13 protein-coding genes are annotated in these 20,568 nt (G+C 55.9%); 5 read left to right on the top strand and 8 right to left on the bottom strand.

The genetic code is table 11. The features are described 5' to 3' along the window. Nucleotides 1-14: 14 nt before the first annotated feature. From AC2GXZ_RS11040 to cyoA, 7 genes are all read right to left on the bottom strand, one after another. A complete protein-coding gene (locus AC2GXZ_RS11040; RefSeq protein WP_483759185.1) occupies nt 15-443 on the bottom strand; it encodes a cyclic nucleotide-binding domain-containing protein in 429 nt (142 codons plus the stop codon). A gap of 61 nt (nt 444-504) precedes the next feature. Further along, nucleotides 505-3,228, bottom strand: coding sequence for an ABC transporter transmembrane domain-containing protein (locus AC2GXZ_RS11035; protein WP_483759184.1), 2,724 nt, complete (start codon nt 3,226-3,228; stop codon nt 505-507). A gap of 266 nt (nt 3,229-3,494) precedes the next feature. Continuing rightward, nucleotides 3,495-4,163, bottom strand: coding sequence for an SURF1 family protein (locus AC2GXZ_RS11030; RefSeq protein WP_483759411.1), 669 nt, complete (start codon nt 4,161-4,163; stop codon nt 3,495-3,497). Nucleotides 4,164-4,268: 105 nt separating this feature from the next. Beyond that, on the bottom strand, nt 4,269-4,670 hold the full coding sequence (gene cyoD, locus AC2GXZ_RS11025; protein WP_483759183.1) for a cytochrome o ubiquinol oxidase subunit IV: 402 nt from the start codon (nt 4,668-4,670) through the stop codon (nt 4,269-4,271). Then, entirely contained in the window at nt 4,667-5,287 is a 621-nt protein-coding gene (gene cyoC, locus AC2GXZ_RS11020) for a cytochrome o ubiquinol oxidase subunit III (protein WP_483759182.1), read from the bottom strand. Before cyoC ends, cyoD begins: the two co-directional genes overlap by 4 nt. A gap of 2 nt (nt 5,288-5,289) precedes the next feature. Continuing rightward, entirely contained in the window at nt 5,290-7,293 is a 2,004-nt protein-coding gene (gene cyoB / locus AC2GXZ_RS11015; protein ID WP_483759181.1) for a cytochrome o ubiquinol oxidase subunit I, read from the bottom strand. Nucleotides 7,294-7,335: 42 nt separating this feature from the next. After that, on the bottom strand, nt 7,336-8,472 hold the full coding sequence (cyoA, locus tag AC2GXZ_RS11010; RefSeq protein ID WP_483759180.1) for a ubiquinol oxidase subunit II: 1,137 nt from the start codon (nt 8,470-8,472) through the stop codon (nt 7,336-7,338). Between the two features lie 316 nt (nt 8,473-8,788). Here cyoA and AC2GXZ_RS11005 point away from each other — a divergent pair, with 316 nt between their 5' ends. From AC2GXZ_RS11005 to AC2GXZ_RS10985, 5 genes are all read left to right on the top strand, one after another. Continuing rightward, nucleotides 8,789-10,141 (top strand): MFS transporter, encoded by a 1,353-nt coding sequence (locus AC2GXZ_RS11005; protein WP_483759179.1) that lies wholly within the window; start codon nt 8,789-8,791, stop codon nt 10,139-10,141. A 245-nt stretch (nt 10,142-10,386) separates the two neighbouring features. Next, on the top strand, nt 10,387-11,691 hold the full coding sequence (locus AC2GXZ_RS11000) for a calcium-binding protein (protein WP_483759178.1): 1,305 nt from the start codon (nt 10,387-10,389) through the stop codon (nt 11,689-11,691). Between the two features lie 74 nt (nt 11,692-11,765). Further along, a complete protein-coding gene (locus AC2GXZ_RS10995; RefSeq protein WP_483759410.1) occupies nt 11,766-13,523 on the top strand; it encodes a type I secretion system permease/ATPase in 1,758 nt (585 codons plus the stop codon). Between the two features lie 4 nt (nt 13,524-13,527). Next, nucleotides 13,528-14,829, top strand: coding sequence for an HlyD family type I secretion periplasmic adaptor subunit (locus tag AC2GXZ_RS10990; protein ID WP_483759177.1), 1,302 nt, complete (start codon nt 13,528-13,530; stop codon nt 14,827-14,829). 228 nt (nt 14,830-15,057) lie between these two features. Beyond that, nucleotides 15,058-16,266: a tyrosine-type recombinase/integrase gene (locus tag AC2GXZ_RS10985; protein ID WP_483759176.1), complete on the top strand. Its 1,209-nt coding sequence runs from the start codon at nt 15,058-15,060 to the stop codon at nt 16,264-16,266. Nucleotides 16,267-16,906: 640 nt separating this feature from the next. On the opposite strand, the gene AC2GXZ_RS10980 is transcribed toward AC2GXZ_RS10985, so the two are convergent. Beyond that, nucleotides 16,907-20,290 carry an HAD family hydrolase gene (locus AC2GXZ_RS10980; RefSeq protein ID WP_483759175.1) on the bottom strand — a complete coding sequence of 1,128 codons (3,384 nt, stop codon included), beginning with the start codon at nt 20,288-20,290 and terminating at the stop codon, nt 16,907-16,909. Between the last annotated feature and the right edge of the window lie 278 nt (nt 20,291-20,568).

Genomic DNA, 20,568 nt, shown 5'->3' with positions numbered 1-20,568 from the left:
CTGCTGGTCGCGCGTCAGGCCTTTTGCAGGGCGCGCACCTTGTCCAGTTCCGACGATGTCAGGCGAAGCCGTTCGGCGAGCGCTCTTGTCACCTTCATGGTCATGCCGGGGCAATCGTCCATGATGCGGAAAAGGTAATCCTTGTTGATCTTCAGGGCTTCGACAAGGCCATCTGCCTTCACCGTCGAGCTACGTGGCCCGTCGCAGAGGATCGAGATGTCTCCGACGATCGAATTGGCGCCACGTTCGCTGACCTTGACCGGACCGTCCGGCGTGTTGACCAGGAATTCCACGTTGCCGCTCAGGATGAAATAGGCAGAGTCGCCACTGTCGCCCTCAGTGAAAAGGCGCTGACCGGCCTTGAAAGTCACCCGTTCGGACGCGAAGGCAAGCAGCTTCAGCTTGCACGTGTCGACCTCCGCAAAATACGGAAGTTTCCGCAACAGTTGGACTTCATCACACAGCAACATCGCTCTTACCGCCTTTCCTACAGGATCGATGGGACTAAGCCACCAAAGCCTTGAAGGTGCCGCTTTCCTGTTCGAGCGTCTCGTAAGACCCTTCTTCGAGGATTGCGCCTGCGTCGAACATCACCACACGGTCAAACAAACGTGACAAGGAGATATTTGACAAGACCCAGATTACAGCTGGATCATTCTCCTGTTGTCCCAGAAATGCAAGCACGTTTTGAACAATTTCCTCCTGGGCATGTCTTTCCAAGCCGGGGAGGGGCTTATTGAATATGTAGTAGTCAGATCGCCTAATTAAAGCGCGCGCAAGATTAAGCTTTCGCCTCTGTACCGGGGTCAGCCGGCGCCCGCCCGCACCGATATCGAATTCGAGGCCTGCCTTGAGCAGTTCGTCGGCAAAGCCCAGTTCTCTCGAAACCGATGAGGCAAGCGCGCGCAGTTCGGTGACTGCTTCCGCATTACGGTTGCTGAGTTTGCCGAACACGATGTTGTCCCGCAACGTTGCCACGGACACGTATTTGTCCGGATCGTACCGCTCGATCAGATCGCGCAGATGGGCCGGGAGCTCCGTATAGAACAACTCACGCGACCCGACGATCTTGTCCTGCAGTTCCGAGGTCAGGATACCAAGGCGGTAGCGCGGCTCGACATATTCCAGCGTCAATCGGATAAACGCCTTGTCGGCATCCGAAAGGCGGAAATTGGGTGGCCTTGGCTCACTCTTTCGCTGCAGCAGGCTTTGATAATAGCTGATGTCCTCGGCAGAAAGCGTCGTCACCTGGCGGAAGAACGGATGGTCGGCCGGCAGGCCGCCGAAAATCTCGACGAGGTTCTTCGCCACCGTCTTGCCTATGTCGGCGAAAGGCTTCTGCAGCCCGACCTTGTTGAGCGCCATGTAGAAATATTCGCTCGACAGAAGTTCGCTGTCGCGTGTCAGTGGCTCCAGCGTTGCGCCGAAGAGCAGGTTTTCGGCAATCGTCGCATCGCCGTTGTATTCATGTGGCTCGAACGGAGTGACCAGGGTTTCCATGCCCAGTTCCTTCATCCGGTCGCGAAGCGCATGCCGCATGTCGACCACCCGTGCCGTGAATTCGGGGTCGTCATTGGGATTGATGATGGAATGCAGAGCAAGCTCCAGCACGTCGTCGGTCAACTGCACCGCATCGAGGGCGGCCAGCAGGGATTTTTTCAGATCGCGCTTGGCGCCGTTGCCCAGTGCCGCGGAACTGTAATCGACCCAGCCGGCGCGGATGTCGAGATGCGGGTTGCCGGCCTTCTTGGCCTCGCGGATCTCCCACTGTCGCTCGCGGATGTCCTTGGCGCTATAGTCGAACTTCTGTACCGGCGCGTGCTTCAGCCCGTAGAGAAGATTATCCTTAAGGCTTCCGTGGAAGAAATAGCTGTCGGTCGACACATAGGAGATATGGCGCCCTGTAATGGACTCCGGCAGTTCCCTGATATCCGTCTCGCCAAGGCAGATGCGACCGCTTGACGGCCATGCAAGCCTTCCGAGCGCTTCGGCCATGGCTTCGGCACCGCGGCCGAGATGATCGACCATGGCGATTTTCTCGCCCGGATCGATCTTCAGCGTGACGTGATCGACAACCTTGGCGCCGCTGTCGTCGTTGACCGATACGGCAACGGCCTGCAACGTGTCGGTATGTGTCTGCGCCGGTGTGATCGTCAACGCATGGAGCGCCGGATTGATAAGGTCCTCGACCTCGAAATTCTCGAACACCTGTTCGTATTTGACCTGCACGTCCTGTCGGGCCTGATCCCAGTCGATCAGTTCTTTGAGCGGACCGGGCAGATCCTTGTAGGCATTGATGACGGCAACCAGCTGACCGACGTCCAGTGTGCCGCGAAGCGTCAGGTAGCCGCCGATCAGGTAAAACAGGAAGGGTGTGAGCTGTGAGAGGAAGTTATTGAGGAACTTGACCAGAAACTTCCACTGGTAGAGATCGTAGCGGATACGGAAGATCTCGCCCAACCGGCTCGCGACATCGGCGCGCTCGAAATTGGACGTGTCGTAGGCATGGATGGTGCCGAGCCCCTCGACGATTTCATTCACCTTGCCGGCGAGCCGTCTAGCGGTGATCTGCCGCTGGCGGCCGAGTTCGATCAGCCGGCGACGCATCTTCGGAATAATGATCACCTGGATGGCGACCATGAAGGCGGCAACCATGCCCAGCCAGAAATTCTGCAGGATGATGAAGAAAAGTGCCGCGAGCGCCTGACCGCCCAGCAGTGCCGGCTGAACGAAGGCATCACCGGTAAAGCCGCCGAACGGCTCCACTTCGTCCTTGATCATGCTGGCGATTTCGGCGCCGTTCAGGCTCTTTGCGTGGCGCGGTGGAAACCTCAGGACCCGGTCCACGAGATCGAAGCGTATGCGCCGCAGCAGGCGCTCGCCGAGCCTGCCCTTATAGGTGTTGATGTAATATTTGAAGCCACCGTTGACGATGACCAGCAGCAGGAACACGCCGCTGAGCGCCACCAGTGTCTGCATGCGTTCGAGCGGAAAACCGTCGAAACTGAAGGTCTGGTTAATAAGCGGAATGGTGAAGGAGAAGTCGAGGAAGGCCTGTTTGCCATTGAGATCCTCGAAACCCTGGCCCTGTATCGGGCCGTTGATGATCTGTTTGGGCAAATCGAAGGCAAGGAAATACGGGATCATCGACGCCGCGACGATCATCAGGATCCATGTCTGTTGCGGTCTGGTATGCTCCCAGATGTAACGAAGCAGTGTCTTCTGCATATACCTTCACCAAACCGACAGCGTTATCATCTACAGTGCCGGATAAGCTGCATCCGACACTGTATAGCGTGTCTTCCGGTTTTTAACGAGTGCTCTCGAAACCGTTCCTGCTTCCGGATAGAGAGATAGCCTCCAACGTCCCGGCACAGAGCCCGTGCCGAGGCGATAAATCGGCATCTCGTATCGGCAGGCCGCCGGTTCAAGATGACTGCGAAATAATTCTTTTACTGTTGCTGTTCAGCGCTAGCTCCGCGCACTCACGCGGATCAGTCGTCCCGGCGCAGCAGCCGGGGCAGCAGGATCAGGGCTGCAATCGACATGATCGCAAGGCTGAACCATGTCAGCGCATAGACGAGGTGGCTGTTGCGGAACTGGACGACAGTCAGGCCGCCCACCGGATAACCTCCGGAATTGGCTGTGGCGTCCGCATCGATGAAATAGGGTGCAACATCCGCAAGCCCCTTGCTGCTTCCGATCGCCGCGACATCGCGCGAATACCAGTTATTGGCCGCGGGATTGTTGCTGCGCAGAAAGGCGCCGCCCGGTTCGGTGAGGCGGAGCAGTCCGGTAACGGTGACTTTGCCGTCTGCCTGGCCTTGCGCGCGCGACGATGGATCGCGACGGTCCGGCGGTACGAAGCCACGGTTGATAAGCGCGATGCTGCCGCCGACAAGATTGAGCGGGGTTACGACCCAGAAGCCGGGTCCGAGCTCGGTCACGGCCTGTACCAAGGTTTCGCGGCTGTGATCAAAGCTGCCGGTTACCGTTACATGTCGATATTCCGCATCGCTCGGCTTTATCTTTGGCCATTCTGCAGAAGTCGGCGGCGCGGTCGCCTCGGCGTGAACCCGGGCGTCGACCCGGGCGATCAGGTCCAGCTTCCAGAAAAGCCGCTGGATCTGCCAGACGCCGAGTGCGGTGAAGACGATGGCCATAAAAAGAAGAAACGCCCGAAAGCCAAGATATGATTTCACGGGCGTTTCCACTTCTTAAGATATCCAGATGCGGGCGCCCGCCCAGAGGGGGCGCCCGTTTAGCCGTTAGGGAAGGTTCTTCATCATTTCCGGCGACATGACCATCATGTTCGTATTGAGATGATGCATGACCCAGAGCGAGCCGACCAGCGCGATGGCAACGATGACGATCGTGAAGATCAGTGCCATCATCGTCCAGCCGCCTTCCGACTTGCTGTTCATGTGCAGGAAGTAGATCATGTGCACGACGATCTGGATGACGCCGAAGATCATGATCGCGCCGACGGTTGCGGCCTTGCTGTCGAACACGTCGGCCATCACCAGCCAGAACGGGATGGCCGTCAGGATCACCGACAGGACGAAGCCCGTCATGTAGCTCTTGAACGTGCCGTGGCCGGCCTCATGCCCGTGGCTGTGGGCATGATGGGCTTCGTGTGCATCTTCGTGTGAAGGGGCTTTCGCGGTCATCCGACGACTCCCATGAGATAGACAACAGAGAAGACACCGATCCAGACGACGTCGAGGAAGTGCCAGAACATCGACAGGCAGGTCAGGCGACGACGGTTTTCCGGGATCAGGCCATGTTTGGAAACCTGAACCATCAGCGTCACCAGCCAGATCAGGCCGAATGTGACGTGCAGGCCGTGGGTACCGACCAGCGTGAAGAAGGCCGACAGGAAGGCCGAGCGCTGCGGACCGGCGCCTTCGTGGATCAGGTGGTTGAACTCGTAAAGTTCAAGCCCGATGAAGGCGAGGCCGAACAGGCCGGTAATGGCCAGCCAGAACAGCGTTTCCGATTTTGCGCCGCGTTCCATCTGCAGCATCGCGAAACCATAGGTGATCGACGAGAACAGCAGCATGGCTGTGTTGATCGCCACCAGCGGCAGATCGAAAAGATCTGCCGGCGATGGGCCGGCCGCATAGCTGCGGCCGACGACGGCATAGGTCGCAAACAGCGTTGCGAAGATGAGGCAGTCGCTCATCAGGTACAGCCAGAACCCAAGGTTCGTGCTGCCTTCCGGATGATGGTCTTCCTCGATGTAGAATTGCGGCTTTTCCGCAGATTGGCTCTGAATATTGCTCATTGTTACACCTGCTTCGCCAGCAGCTCGGTTCGCTTGGCTTCTTCTGCGGCAACGGTTTCCGCGGGAATGTAGAAGTCACGCTTGTAGTTGAACGTATGACCGATCGCGACAGCGACGATGGCGACGAAAGACACCACGACGAGCCACCACATGTACCAGATCAGGGCAAATGCCAGGGCAACGTTGAGCGCTGCGAGGATTGCACCGGTGCCGGTATTTTTCGGCATGTGGATCGCACGGAAGCCCTTGAGCGGACGCTCGTAACCGCGGTTCTTCATGTCATACCAGCTGTCATGATCATGAACGACCGGGGTGAAGGCAAAGTTGTAGTCCGGCGGCGGCGACGAGGTCGACCATTCCAGCGTACGGCCCTGCCACGGGTCGCCCGTCTCGTCCCTCAGTTCGTCGCGCTTGATGTAGCTGACGATGAGCTGAACGATGAAAGACAGGATGCCGAGTGCGATGAGGCCGGCTCCGAAGGCTGCAATGACGAACCAGATCTGTAGCGACGGATCGTCGAACTGCGACATACGGCGGGTAACGCCCATCAGGCCGAGTACGTAGAGCGGCATGAAGGCGAAATAGAAGCCGATCAACCAGAACCAGAAGGAGAGCTTGCCCCAGAACGGGTCGAGCCTGTAGCCAAAGGCCTTCGGGTACCAGTAGGCAACACCCGCCATAAGGCCGAACAGCACGCCGCCGATGATCACGTTATGGAAGTGAGCAATCAGGAACAGCGAGTTATGCAGCACGAAGTCGGCCGGGGGAACCGCAAGCATGACGCCGGTCATGCCGCCGATGGCAAACGTCACCATGAAGCCGATCGTCCACAGCATCGGCAGTTCGTAACGAACGCGACCGCGGTAGATGGTGAACAGCCAGTTGAACATCTTCGCCCCTGTCGGGATCGAGATGATCATCGTGGTGATGCCGAAGAAGGCGTTGACCGATGCGCCCGAACCCATCGTGAAGAAGTGATGCAGCCACACGAGGTAGGACAGGATCATGATCACACAGGTTGCGTAGACCATCGAGGCGTAACCGAACAGGCGCTTGCCGGAGAAGGTCGCGACAACTTCGGAGAAGATGCCGAAGGCAGGCAGGACGAGAATGTAGACTTCCGGGTGACCCCAGATCCAGATGAGGTTGATATACATCATCGGGTTGCCGCCGAGGTCGTTCGTGAAGAAGTTCGTACCGGCATAACGGTCGAGCGACAGCAGGAGCAGCGTGGCAGTCAGGATCGGGAAGGTAGCGACGATCAGGATGTTGGTGCAGAGCGAGGTCCAGGTGAAGACGGGCATCTTCATGAAGGACATGCCCGGGGCACGCATCTTGACGATTGTACAGATCAGGTTGATGCCCGACAGCGTCGTACCCACACCGGCGACCTGCAGTCCCCAGATATAATAGTCGACACCGACGCCAGGGCTGTATTCAACGCCGGAAAGCGGCGGATAGGCGAGCCAGCCGGTACGGGCGAATTCGCCGACGAACAGCGAGATCATCACGACGATCGCGCCGGCGGTCGTCATCCAGAAGGAGAAGTTGTTGAGGAACGGGAAGGACACGTCGCGTGCGCCGATCTGCAGCGGCACGACGAAGTTCATGAAGCCCGTCACGAACGGCATCGCGACGAAGAAGATCATGATCACGCCATGGGCAGTGAAGACCTGGTCGTAATGGTGCGGCGGCAGATAGCCTTCCGAACCGTTGAAGGCGATAGCCTGCTGGATACGCATCATCACGGCGTCCGAGAAGCCGCGCAGCAGCATCACGATCGCGAGGATGATGTACATGATACCGATCTTCTTGTGATCGATACTGCAAATCCAGTCATTCCACAGCGGACCCCACCATTTCATGTAGGTGATGAAAGCGAAAAGCGCGATGCCGCCGAGTGCGACAGCAGCGAAGGTCGCTACCAGGATGGGCTCGTGGTAGGGAATGGATTCGAGAGTTAACCGGCCGAAGATGAACTTCAGGAGGTCAGGATTGGAAAACATGGGACAACCCGTTCATTAAGTCTTGCGACGCTAGGCGCCAGGTTAGTTTGTCTTTGGCGCCTGTGCGGCGTCGCCCTTGGCCATGTCCATGTTGTGCATGGAATGGTTGCCGTGCGTCATGTCCATGCCGGACATGTTCTGCATGGTCTGCGATGCGACGGGCTCGGCGGAGGAATGCTCTTCCCCATGTCCGCGCAGGTTGATGTCGATCGGACCGCCTTCATATTTCAGACGATCGCGGTTTTCCCGGCTATCCTCGCCGCCGCCGCCCATCATGTCGATATGCATCATCTCGTCCATGCACATCTTGCCGGGGGTGGCACAGACGTTGAGGATCGCCTTGTAAAGGCCGTCTTCGACGTTGGCGTAATAGCGAACCGGTTCTTTTTCCGAAGGCTTTTCAAGCTTGAGATAGGCGTCGCGGTTAAGCGCGGTGCCGTTCTGCTTGACCTGGGCGATCCAGCCGTCGAAGCCCTGCTGGTTGAAGCTGTGGAACTTGAAGCGCATGTGCGAGAAGCCGGGACCGCTGTAATTTGCCGAAAGGCCGTCGAAAACGCCTTCCTTGTTGATCACGGCGTGAAGCTTCGTCTCCATGCCCGGCATGGCGTAGATCATGCCGGCGAGTGCCGGAACGTAGAACGAGTTCATCACTGACGAAGCGGTGATCTTGAAGGTGATCGGACGATCGACCGGTGCAGCCATCTCGTTGACGGTAGCAACCCCGTATTCGGGATAGAAGAACAGCCACTTCCAGTCCAGCGCGACAACTTCCACTTCGAGAGGCTTCGTGCCTTCCGGAATGGAACGTTCCGCATCGATCCGGTCGAGCGGACGGAAAGGATCGAGCTTGTGGGTGGCGATCCAGGTGATCGAGCCGAGCGCAATGATGATCGCCAGCGGAGCCGACCAGATCACCACTTCCAGGCGGGTGGAGTGATGCCATTCGGGATCATATTTCGCTTGCTTGTTCGAGTGCCTGTAGTGCCACGCGAAATAAAGCGAAAGACAAATGACCGGCACGATGATCAGCAGCATCAGCACGGTCGAGACGACGATCAGGTCGGCCTGCTGCTGGGCGATATCGCCGGCCGGCGACATCACGACCAGGTCGCAGCCTGACATGAATGGGAGGGTAAGGAGGGGTGAAAGCTGGCAAAGACGCCGTACGATTGGGGACATTGGTCTGCTCAAATTTGCTTTTTATCTAGTTCGCCTATCGGAGCATGGCCCCGATCTCCATGAGGTGTTTCGTCGCAGTGCTACATTTTTTCGCACTGCAATCACCACCTGCTCCGATTTTACGGAAGGCGGCCCTGCGCGGCGCAATCTAGACTATAAAGTTGATAGAAGACAGAGCGGATGGGGGTCATAACGACGATTGTGGCAAAATTTGCCAAGATTCTCACAATCCACAAATTTGCGGTTGAAATCTTGATTGACAGCAAGATTGGCCAACATACTCATTGTTGCAATGACGCGAAGGAGGACGTTAGTCATGGCAGAGGCAGTAGTTTTGGCGACCCATCCGTCGTCATCGGAAATGGAGAGGGATGCCAGGCAGATTCACGACGATAAGCCGATTTCGGCGGGCAACATTGCCATCGGCGTGGTAATCGGCCGGACATCGGAGTTTTTCGACTTTTTTGTGTTTGGCCTGGGCTGCGTGCTGGTTTTTCCGCGCCTGGTCTTCTCTTTCGTGCCGGATCCGGTCACCGCAACGCTGTATTCCTTTGCGATCTTTTCGCTCGCCTTCCTGGCAAGACCGGTCGGGTCGTTCGTCTTCATGTGGGTCGACCGGACCTATGGGCGCGGTACGAAGCTGACAACGGCTTTGCTCATCCTGGGCGGTTCGACGGCATCCATCGCCTTTCTTCCCGGTTATGAAACGATCGGCATGTGGTCGGTGGCGCTTCTGGCATTGTTCAGGCTGGGCCAGGGTTTTGCGCTGGGCGGAGCGTGGGATGGTCTGGCGTCGCTGCTGGCGATCAATGCGCCCGCCAATCGCAAGGGCTTCTATGCGATGATCCCGCAGCTGGGGGCACCTTTCGGTTTTGCGCTTGCCAGCATTCTGTTTGGTTATTTCGTCGTCAATCTATCAAGTGCCGATTTTCTCGACTGGGGCTGGCGTTATCCCTTCTTCTGCGCGTTCGCGATCAATGTCGTGGCGCTGTTTGCACGCCTACGTATCGTTGCCTCGCACGAGTTCGGTGCGGCGATGGAAAGTCATGAGCTCGAGGCACGACCGATCGCCGAGATGCTGCGCGTTCATGGGCTGGATGTCGTCATTGGTGCCTTCGCGCCGCTTGCAAGCTTCGCGATGTTCCATCTGGTGACGATCTTCCCGCTCAGCTGGGTGACGCTGTTTGGCGGTCAGTCGGCCGGCGCTTTCCTGTTCGTACAGGTCCTTGGTGCACTGGTTGGTTTTGCCACGATCGTGCTGTCGGGGTTCCTAGCCGATCGCATCGGCCGCCGGCAGCAGCTTCTGATCGGCGCTTTCATCATTGCCATATTCAGCTTCACGGCGCCCTTCCTGCTCGATGCCGGCAGCACCGGCCAGGCGGCCTTCATCATTCTCGGGTTTGCCATTCTGGGCCTGTCTTTCGGCCAGGCATCGGGATCGATGTCGTCGCGATTCTCGCCAACCTACAGATATACGGGATCGGCATTGACCTCCGATCTGGCCTGGTTGATCGGTGCGGGCTTTGCGCCGCTGGTGGCGCTCGGTCTTGCCAGCAATTTCGGCATCATCTTTATCGGTGGTTACCTGATCTCTGGCGCAATCTGTACCATCCTGGCGCTCGTTCTCAGCCGGAAACTGGATACGGTCGAAGTGCCGGCCAGACCCTAGACAGAAGAGGCCGGTGGCCGCATTTGCTGCCCTTGCAAGGATGAGCCCGGCAAGCCTGCCGGGGTCATCCACCCGGTCGAATGATCCGGCCGGTCAAGCGCTTGGACCAGGCAGTCGCCTTGCGTGCGGAGACGTGGGATCAGGCAGTGAGAATTTGAATGAAGACTAACCCAAACGGGTGACGCCAGAACAAGCGGCCGTGATAACGTTTCTGTGAGGAAAATCGCGTCTTCAGGGAGGGACGGATGGCCACTTTACAGAGATACTTTCCGGGAAACGTCAATCCGGATCATTATAATCCGCCGATCGCCGGCCTGGACTATATGCCATCCTTGGCAGAGTTTCTCGACTTCGACACCGCTGTATCTAGCAGCTACTCGTCGACACAGGTGCTGTTCAAGTTCGAAAACGGCATTCAGGCCAAAATTGTCGGCAGCGGATTGAAATTCGACGGTGAAGGCAACGCCACGGGCGGCCGTGTGATCGAGGTACAGGTCCTCACGGCGAACAACAAGCTTATCGAGAAGATTTCAGGCTTCGATGTCTCAGCCACCTCCTTCCAGGATGTGGTGGATGCCGGCTCGTGGTATATGCAGCAATGGCTGCTGCGTGGCAACGATACGCTCAATGGCGGTGCTGGCGACGATGATCTCTACGGTTATGCCGGAAACGACGTCTTAAAGGGCGGAGCCGGAGACGATTTCTTCGTCGGTGGTGAAGGCAAGGACAGCTATGACGGAGGCTCGGGCTGGGACCAGCTCAGCTTTGACGACAGCTTTCTGAGCAAGGCTGCCAAGAAGGGGGTGAGTATTGACGCCGCTGCCCACAAAGCCACCGACCCATACGGAAATATCGAGACCTTTTCGAGCATCGAAAGTTTTCGCGGAACGAAATTTGCCGACACATTCAAGGGCTCAAGCGCTGACGAGCAGTTTATGGGCCTTGCCGGCGCCGACAAGATCGATGGCGGCGCTGGTTTCGACGAGGTGCGTTATCACCGCGACGTCAATCGCGGCGGCAAAAGCGGCGTCACCGTTGACCTGACAAAGGGTTATGCCATCGATGGTTTCGGCAACAAGGATACGTTGACGAACATCGAGGCCGCACGCGGCACTGACTTTGCCGACAAGCTCATCGGCAGCGCGGTTCGCAATTCTTTGCGTGGCGACGGTGGCAAGGACCAGATCTACGGCAAGGCCGGCAACGACGACCTTTATGGCGGCGGCGGAAAGGACAGCTTTTATTTCGACACCAAGCTCAGCGCTTCCACCAATGTCGATCACATATTCGATTTCAACGTGACCGACGACACCGCCTATCTGGCCAAGGCGATCTTCACCAAGATTACCGGTACCGGCACGATGAGCAGCGGCCAATTCTACGCCTCGACATCTGGTAAGGCGCACGATGCAGACGACCGGATAACATACAACAAGCAGACCGGCGATCTCTTCTACGATAGCGACGGCAACGGCAAAGCCGCAGCAGTGCATTTTGCAACCGTCGACGACGGGCTGAAACTCACGTCCGCCGACTTCTTTCTCTACTGAGACGGGCTATCATAGTTGTAGGCGGGGGAGAGGAAGCCGTCAGGAGTTCAAGACATCCTCGGGTGGACGAAGGGCTGGTGACCGTGAACGGCAAGCAACAGAATGGCAGCTCGCCCTCCGGGGTCCTGAGACATTGCCGCGCCGGCCTGATGGCCGTCGCGCTGGCCAGCGGGCTGATCAACATCCTTTACCTCACCAGCTCGTTTTTTATGCTGCAGGTCTATGATCGGGTTATCCCAAGTCGCAGTATCCCGACGCTTGTCGCCTTATGTCTTCTCGCCCTGATGCTCTATCTTTTCCAAGGCGCGTTCGAGCTTGCCCGAGGTCGAATGCTCAGCCGCATATCCGGCATTTTCGACGAGGAGCTGGGAGAAGACGTCTTCAGGACGGCGGTCAAGACACCCGTGAAGGGAAGCGCAGTGGCGGATGGGCTGGCGCTGATGCGGGATTTCGACCAGGTGAAATCCTTCTTGTCCGGCGCCGGGCCTCCGGCATTCTTCGATTTGCCCTGGCTGCCCTTCTATATCGGCATTTGTTTCCTCTTCCATCCGTTGATTGGCGTCATCGCCATCGGCGGAGCCGTAGCCCTGACCGTTCTCACCTATCTGACCAATCGGGCTACGCAGTCGTCCTCCAGGCAGCTTTACGAACTCGGCGGTCAACGCGGGACATTTCTGGGCATGGTCCATCGCAATGCCGAAGTCGTCGAAGCCATGGGCATGGCGCAAGACCTGCAGCGCTCCTGGGCTGCGGTCAATGATCAGTATCGCCAGTCGCATCGCAGGAATTCCGATGTCGCAAACGGTTATGCCGCCGTCTCGAAAATTTTCCGTATCGCTCTTCAGTCGGGCGTTCTTGCCGCGGGTGCTGTTCTGGTCATCGACAACCAGGCGTCGGCGGGCATCATCATCGCCGCCTCGATCCTGACATCGCGGGCGCTTGCGCCGGTGGAACAGGCGATCGCCAATTGGCGCGGGTTCGTATCGGCACAGCAGTCCTGGAAGCGACTTGCGCAAGCCTTCGATGGAGTGCCGGGCACGTCGTCGCCGATTGCACTCCCCGCGCCCGAAAAAGACCTCGTTGTCGAAGCGCTTGCAAGCGGGCCTCCGGGACGGTCAGGCATTGTCATCGCCAATATTGGTTTTACCGTCGAAGCCGGAAACGCGATAGGCGTGATCGGACCGAGTGCATCCGGAAAATCCTCGCTGGCGCGCGCGCTGACCGGAATATGGCCTGTGCATCGCGGTTCGATACGTCTCGATGGGGCAACTCTTGATCAATGGAGTGACCGTGATCGTGGCCGGCATATCGGCTATTTGCCTCAGGACATTGAGTTGTTTTCAGGATCTGTCGCTGACAACATCTCGCGCTTTCGGAAAGGTGCTGCAGCGGAAGAGATAATCGAGGCCGCAAAGGCGGCGGGAATCCATGATCTGATTTTGAAGCTTGAGGAGGGGTATGCGACCGAGATCGGCTCGGGTGGATCGATGCTTTCCGCAGGGCAACGGCAACGCATTGCATTGGCGCGGGCGCTTTTCGGAAATCCTTTTCTGGTCGTGCTGGACGAACCCAATTCCAACCTTGATGCCGAGGGTGAGCGGGCTCTGAGTCAGGCTGTGGTCAACATACGCCAGAGGGGCGGCATTGCCATCGTCATCGCGCATCGACCGAGCGCGCTTGCCGGCGTCAATCTCGTTCTGATGATGAGCGAAGGACGCATCGCCTCTTTCGGGGACAAGGACGAGGTTTTGACCAAGGTGTTGCGACGGGATTCTTCGGCTGGCGAACATCGCCCGACACCATTGAAAATCGTAGCCGAAGCACAGGAGTGAAGCGATGGAAGGGAACTCTTCGCACCGATCACTTCGCCGCCATGTCGCAGCGGTCTCCGTTCTTGCTCTCTTGCTCGTCGGAGGCGTTGGCGGATGGGCTGCGACGGCGACCTTGTCCAACGCGGTGGTCGGCGATGCGACCGTCATCATCGACGACAACGTCAAGAAGATACAGCATCTCAGTGGCGGTGTTGTTTCCGAGTTGCTGGTGAGAGAAGGCGCCCATGTCGAGGCCGGAGACATCCTTTTGAGGCTGGACGGCACCTCGTCGCGGGCAAGCCTTGGCATCGTCAACAGCGCGCTTGCGCAACTATATGCCAAGCGGCTCCGTCTCCAGGCCGAAACGCTCGAACTTGAAACCTTTACCGAGGCGGATCTGGCAGAAAACGGCATCGACATTTCCGCCAATCGCAAGCTTGTCGACGGAGAGGTCCAGCTTTTCCTGACGCGCAAGTCGTCGCTTGCGGGGATGAGGAAGCAGCTCGATGAGCGTAAGGGCCAGCTCAAGGAGCAGATCGCGGGAAACAATCTTCAAATTCAGGCGATCGACGAGTCTATCGAGCTGATTGACGAGGAATACCGCGCCATCAAATCGCTTTATCAGCGGCAGCTCGTCACCCTGCAGCGGGTGAACGCTCTCAAACGCCAGCGCGTTGAACTTGACGGTAACAAAGGCGAGCGGATCGCCGCCCGGGCGCAGGCCGAAGGGCGGATCAGCGAGATCAATCTACAGATATTGCAGCTCGATGAAGATCGGCGAAGCGAGAACGCCAAGGAACTGACCGAGATCGAGGCGAAGATCTCCGAAATGGAGGAGCGCAGGGTCGCGACACTCGACCAGCTGCAGCGGCTTGATCTGCGTGCCCCGCTTGCCGGACGCATCTATCAGGTGGCTGTCCACACGATTGGCGGTGTTGCCAATCCTGGAGAGGCGCTGATGCTTCTGGCGCCGGACCAGCGCGAACTCACGCTTGAGGCCAAGATCGCATCTCGCAATATCGATCAGGTCTATCCCGGACAGGCGGTCGACATCCGCTTCAGTGCCTTTGATCAGCGCACCACGCCGGAGGTCGTCGGCGATGTCGTGTCGATGTCTCCCGACGTTGTCGTCGAGCAGCGCAGCGGCCAGAGCTACTATCCCGTACGCATCCGGCCCGAGCCGAAAAGCCTCGCCAAGCTCGAAAACCTTGCGCTTTATCCCGGCATGCCGGCAGAGGTATTCATCCGCATTTCTGATCGATCGGTCATCTCGTATCTGGCCAAGCCGTTTACCGATCAGATGGCGCATACGTTTCGCGAAGAGTGACTACGTGTCACGACGGTTGGAAATAAAGAATGGCGGACAAGGTGACTGCTATATTTGATAATCTATGCTCTCGGATATGACGTCATATGTCATTGTTTAATAGAGATAAAATACGATAGTTGCAATGAATAATAGGTGCATGGAATAACACTAAATATCATCCAGCCCATCATCTTGTGATGGGCTGGATGATGGGCTAGAGACCAATCAGGATCCGAATGCTGGAGAATGATTTTGGCCTTGAGCGATGCGAAAGCGCGAAAACTGAAACCCGACGACAAGCCTGTTTCAGATGGTACGATCGCCGGATTGTATCTCTATCCGGCAAAGACTGCCGGCACCGGGAAATGGATATTTCGCTTTAAGTCCCCCGAGAACAGCAAGCGGCGAGACATGGGATTGGGCAGCTATCCCATCGTCTCGATCCGAGATGCGCGCGCGAAAGCGTTTGAGTTGAGGATCGTGATCGAGAAGGGCATTGATCCCTTGGAGGAGCGCCGGGCCCAAGAGCGCGAGCAAAAGAAGCTCGCTTCCGTCCCCACATTCGAAGATGCCGCAAGGCGGCATCACGCTGACAAGGCTGAAGGTTTTCGTAACAGCAAACATACCGAACAATGGATGACGTCGCTGGAGACGTACATCTTCCCGAAGATCGGCAAGCGGATGGTCAAAGATCTGACGCCTGCAGATTTTGCTGCATGCCTGAAGCCGATCTGGCTCAAAAAGGCTGAGACCGCGGCAAGGATCAAACAGCGCTGCGACGCGGTGATGAACTGGGCGGCGGCCAACGGCTTCATACTGGCCAGCCCGGTTAGCGTCGTGGACAAGATCCTGCCGAAGCAACCGGGCAAGCGCGAAAGAGTAGAGCACCAGCCGGCTCTGCCTTGGCGGGAAATCCCAGAATTCTTTTCGATGCTCATGGAAGGCGAGGCTGTGTCACGGCAAATGCTGGAGCTGCTCATCCTGACGGCCTGCCGCTCCGGTGAACTGCGGGAAATGCAATGGGAAGAGATCGATTTCTCTCACGCGATCTGGACCATCCCAGCGGCTCGAATGAAGGGCAAGGTCACGCACCGGGTCCCCCTTGGCCCAAGAGCGATCAAAATTCTGGAGAGGCAATTGGATAAATCGGAGACGGGGGAGGGATTGGTCTTTATCTCTCGCTCACGCAAACCGATGACGGATATGGTGCTGACCAAGTTCCTTCGCGACAAGAGGATCCAAAGCGACACCCCCGGCCGCCTTGCTACGGCCCACGGCTTCCGTTCCAGCTTCCGCGACTGGGCCTCCGAGAACGGCTATCCACGCGATCTCGCAGAACGCGCGCTGGCGCATACGATCAAGAATGCGGTGGAAGCGGCGTATCACCGAACGGATCTCCTGGAGCAGAGGCGGGCGATGATGCTGGAGTGGGAGGGGTATTGCTTAACTAGCTGAAAGCGAATGACGTGTGATAGCTGCATGATAAAAAGTCATTGCCAACGGTGCTGGATTATGGAACTTCAGTGCTGTCGATCCGCTGGCTAGTCATCCGGCGATTTAAAAGCAGTGGTGTCTGTCCTGGCATTGCTTTCGATGGCGTCGGTTCTCTAGCCAATTGCCTCTAGAGATTGAAAGGTGCGGGGCGTGAAGTAGCGCAACTGTCGACGCGCCGAATCCATTAATTCTCGTTGACCAAGCTCATGTTTTAACAGCAACTAAAAAGCGACACGCCTCGCCGCTTCCCTACCGCTCACGGTTTAGCTTTAGCGCTGGGCGTCCGCTAACGGCCAGTCATGTGTTCTGGTGGACAGAGGCCTGTCACATACAACAAATAATGAGGTGACAGCACACACCGGACGAATTTATTCGACCAAGGATGAGCAATGGTACCGGAAAGAGAGAGGTATTTTGCTCCGTTTGAACCGCCTTCTTACCCTCTCAAAAGCCATCGGGATAAGGGTCAATGAAAGATGAGATAAGACTCTGATCAAAAGCCTCATGTCTCATCTTTCACGATTTATGCCGCCGTGAGCTCGCTGGACAATTGGTCGCTCAAGACCTTGGTCGATCTAAATGCCTGGTTTCGGATTGTAGGTCATTTCTTTGCTTTTGGTGGCGGAAACAAAACATATCCAATCCCCCGATACCATGGGTTCCGCAGCTTCGCGAAAAATGCGGGTGGGTTAAGCTCGAACTCTTGAACATCTTTTTCGTTGCCAAGCTTGGAGACAAAAGGCCGCACGACCTTCTTTACCTGCCTGCGCGGCCAAGACATTTTAACGGCCTTGATTGGAGCCGGAGGCTGCTTTTTAGTTTTCCCATTATTGGCTCTTGGGCCGGCTGACGTCGCTATTTCAACGACTGCATCTGAGCCTTGCGGCCATGCTGTCCTGAATTTCCCAGCTGCATAGTCGCGATACTTCGATTTCGGGGGTATCATATGCAAAATTTTGTTTTTAACGAAAGCGTTCTCGAATGTGATGCCTTCCAAGATCAGGGCGTCAGACTTGGTTGGGTACTCAATAAAGTTGGTCAGAACTCGAGTGCCGACCTCAGGGTTTGGCCTAATGTAGTCGGCCAAAGGCCCGATAATCTTTTTTGCATTCCGAGCGAATTCGCGTGCACCAGCGTGCACCTCGCGGATAAGCGATTTTCTATCAAAGTCGTTGCTAGCTACGTCACGTATTGGAACAAGTTGCCCATCGGCATCGTACTTGACGTCAACAATCGTATCTTCATCACTGCAGAATAGTGTTTCGAATATCTGCGAATAGTTTGTGAGGGGGTGCCAAAAATTGAATCTCTGTGAGAAATTTCCGGCGTAACCAAACATCGCACGCTCAGGAGCTGCACGACCGAGAGCGGTGTCAAGCAACACCATATAGTAACCCGTCAACGGCTTCCCTGTTAGCCGCTGATATCCTTCCTGAATAGTTGCAGCATAACCGATTTCTACCAAGCAAGGGTTCTTTGCAGCAGTTAGACCGATGGCATTACAATACGTCTTAAGCCTCGAATTCCGTTCGTCTATTTTCTTGAGGAGGATAGGGAATGCTTCCTTGGCCGAACGTATTTTATCCAGGCGGCTTGCATTCGGTGAGATGCCCGTATGGTTATCAAGCCGATGCCCAAAGCGATCATATATGATGTCGTCCAACGGTGCGGCTGTGACGTCTTCAACGATGTCGAAAAATTCTGTCGCGTTCTTTGTGGTCGCCCCGCGAAGGAGCCTCCGTGAGCCCCAAGCGTAAGTCGATTTAGCGTTTGAGCGCTGGATGATTTCAAAGATGTCCTTTATGATTCTCCCGTCGCGGGCGATGAAGAAAGCATGGTCATTTCCATTGGCTGATATCTCTTGATCTAACCAAAATGCGTAGTCGGTCACGCATGGCCCGAGCCCGCAATAGCCGAGCTCAAAGGCGCTATTTCGAAACAATGTTTCGTCGTCGATCGTTTCAAATGGGTCGTCAAATAGGTGGCGTGCAATCAAATAGGCTGTCGCCGATCCATGGATATCGGTGTATGCAGCATTGCCGAACAACGACCGATAGCGCCCATGTTCACGCAATCGATCAATAGCACGTTTAACATGGATAGCTTTTATACCATGTGCTTCCGGTGACGCTACATCACCGATTGGGTTATCGCCGATATGAACGATGCGATCCATTGCTACCGCTTCACTGCGGGCCATGTGCGGAAAGATCGTGCCTGATTTCTTTTTCTTACCAATCTCCGACGATAAATAGAGGGTGTGCTCGGTCGAATAACCGCACTTTTTCAGTAGCGCTAGAATTGTTTCGCGCCCAAGGTACATGTCTGATGTGTAAACGATCGGCTTGTTTGTAGAGATGCAGAATTGATAAAGGCGCTCGCCCGCTGGACGGGCTACCATCAAGTCCATTTCAACCTGAATCTCAATATTCTTGAGCGCCTGCGTTTCTATATCATCGAGATCATATTTTTCACTCAGGACGGCATAAATGTCGTCTAAGGTGACCTCTTCTCGTTTGCCGTTCAGTACAGTGTGGGCGACACGTTCCGCTTCCACGCGGGCTTTCGCGAAATTGAACGTTCTGACGCTGGGCTCTGAGCGAAGACGATCTTGCACGACCTGAAAGACGTGTTTCGGGTCGACCAGCGGCCTCTCGATTAGAGTGTCGAAAATATCGAAAGAAACGAGTTCGGCTTGCTTGATCGTTGCGGCGATTTCCGGCGGAACTGAAGCACGATTGGGCCAATACTGCAGATCGCGTGTAAGTTCTTTTTCTGCGTTAGCAAATCTCAAGCCGTTGAAAAATTGGTCCTTATAGCCGTTTATTTCGAGCTGCGATTTTTCGAAATTCGGATTGAGGAGCCTTTCTAGCGTCTCAGGCTGGGTGATGGCGGCCGGGAAAAATACAGAATATCTGAAAAGCACAAACGCAAGCAATTTGTCACGTAGAACTTCATCGCCGGCAACGGCACGGATGGCGGGAGATAGGTATGAATCGCCCACCAAGGAAACAGGCTTCTCCAGAAGCAGTGCCTGGAATGCAAGAGATGACGAGTAGGTTGTAACGCTATCGACAAATGGAAGTAAGTATTGTGAGATGTTATGTAGATTGTCGAAATTTTTATTGAACAAGAAATTGGGATATGTGTTGTCCAGATAGCTGGCAGTATCGGGATTTAGAGCTCTTTCGTGTATATTTTTTGTTACGTATTGGGTCGTTAAGATGCCATTTTTTCGATCAGATGATGAAAGTACATTCTCAAGCATCTCGAATTGCGTAAGAAATGGTGCGTCTTTGCGAAATGCGTAGTGAGCGGACACTTGCAACGGCAGGAGCGATACCGACGATATACCATCGCGGCTCTCTCTAAGTCGAAAGACTTCGTCTCTTACCCTATCTTTTGAGTTAAAGAATTGCGCTCCTTCCGAGCGGAGTCGATTAAGCGCATCAATCTCCTGTTGAAGTAAGGTTATCTCCTCAATCCGGTTAGGGAGTGTTCCGTAGAGATAACCCTCTTTGAATAGCCCTTCTGGATCGACCATTACCATGTCCCCATAAGGTACGCGGCTGAATGGCGACGGCATCATATTAACGATGCGAGCGTCAGGGAAGGCGATCTTGATGTGGGGCACTGCTGCTTCCCAGGTCAAAACCACGTCTGGAGAAATCTTGATGTTTCTTTTAAGCAGATTTGCCGCAGCTTGGACGGGCAAAGAATCGGGCGCTACGCGATAAAAATGAAAGTCGATGTCGCCTGCGATGCCAGTCGAGGCGATGAATTCGTTGGTGTTGAGTTCGATGTACGTCGCGCCGCCGATCCGCTGGCTTGCCTGTAGATAATGAGGAGGAGCAGCTACGAAAACGTCGTGCCCTTGCTGGACTGCAGCGGAGGCTACTTTCAACAATTTATTGCGGAACGCATTCAGGCCGAAGTTTGGGTTCCCATTGGTGGCAAGTGGGTGCGAATAGATCAACAGGCGCATGAATTTTTCCTAGCTCGAAGTTCATCATCAGCCAGCACGTTGTGGTGGTTGAAATACGGCGTAAGCCTTTCGTGTGGATAACCGCGACGACAGACGTAACGCAAGTGTCTTCATTGGGGGGCAAAGTTTCTGGTTTCTGGCGAGCTTCCCGACAAGGGTCAAATTTGGAATGAGTTACCACCCGAGCCACGTGGCGCGTGGGGTGCGCTAGCGCGCCGTTGATTTCAATCTGCGACTTTTGCGTGTAATACTGCTGCGCACAGCGCGCGTTGAGCTGT

It is taken from the genome of Aliirhizobium sp. YIM B11859 (assembly GCF_057163345.1).
Note: the sequence above shows the minus strand (reverse complement) of the source record. Positions and strands in the feature narration are given on the sequence as shown.

What these genes read in the sequence shown, in the direction of transcription:
- cyoC (WP_483759182.1), bottom strand. Translation starts at nt 5,287, where the DNA reads ATGAGCAATATTCAGAGCCAATCTGCGGAAAAGCCGCAATTCTACATC.
- AC2GXZ_RS11005 (WP_483759179.1), top strand. Translation starts at nt 8,789, where the DNA reads ATGGCAGAGGCAGTAGTTTTGGCGACCCATCCGTCGTCATCGGAAATG.
- AC2GXZ_RS11035 (WP_483759184.1), bottom strand. Translation starts at nt 3,228, where the DNA reads ATGCAGAAGACACTGCTTCGTTACATCTGGGAGCATACCAGACCGCAA.
- cyoA (WP_483759180.1), bottom strand. Translation starts at nt 8,472, where the DNA reads ATGTCCCCAATCGTACGGCGTCTTTGCCAGCTTTCACCCCTCCTTACC.
- cyoD (WP_483759183.1), bottom strand. Translation starts at nt 4,670, where the DNA reads ATGACCGCGAAAGCCCCTTCACACGAAGATGCACACGAAGCCCATCAT.
- AC2GXZ_RS11030 (WP_483759411.1), bottom strand. Translation starts at nt 4,163, where the DNA reads ATGGCCATCGTCTTCACCGCACTCGGCGTCTGGCAGATCCAGCGGCTT.
- AC2GXZ_RS10980 (WP_483759175.1), bottom strand. Translation starts at nt 20,290, where the DNA reads ATGCGCCTGTTGATCTATTCGCACCCACTTGCCACCAATGGGAACCCA.
- AC2GXZ_RS11000 (WP_483759178.1), top strand. Translation starts at nt 10,387, where the DNA reads ATGGCCACTTTACAGAGATACTTTCCGGGAAACGTCAATCCGGATCAT.
- AC2GXZ_RS10990 (WP_483759177.1), top strand. Translation starts at nt 13,528, where the DNA reads ATGGAAGGGAACTCTTCGCACCGATCACTTCGCCGCCATGTCGCAGCG.
- AC2GXZ_RS10985 (WP_483759176.1), top strand. Translation starts at nt 15,058, where the DNA reads ATGATTTTGGCCTTGAGCGATGCGAAAGCGCGAAAACTGAAACCCGAC.
- cyoB (WP_483759181.1), bottom strand. Translation starts at nt 7,293, where the DNA reads ATGTTTTCCAATCCTGACCTCCTGAAGTTCATCTTCGGCCGGTTAACT.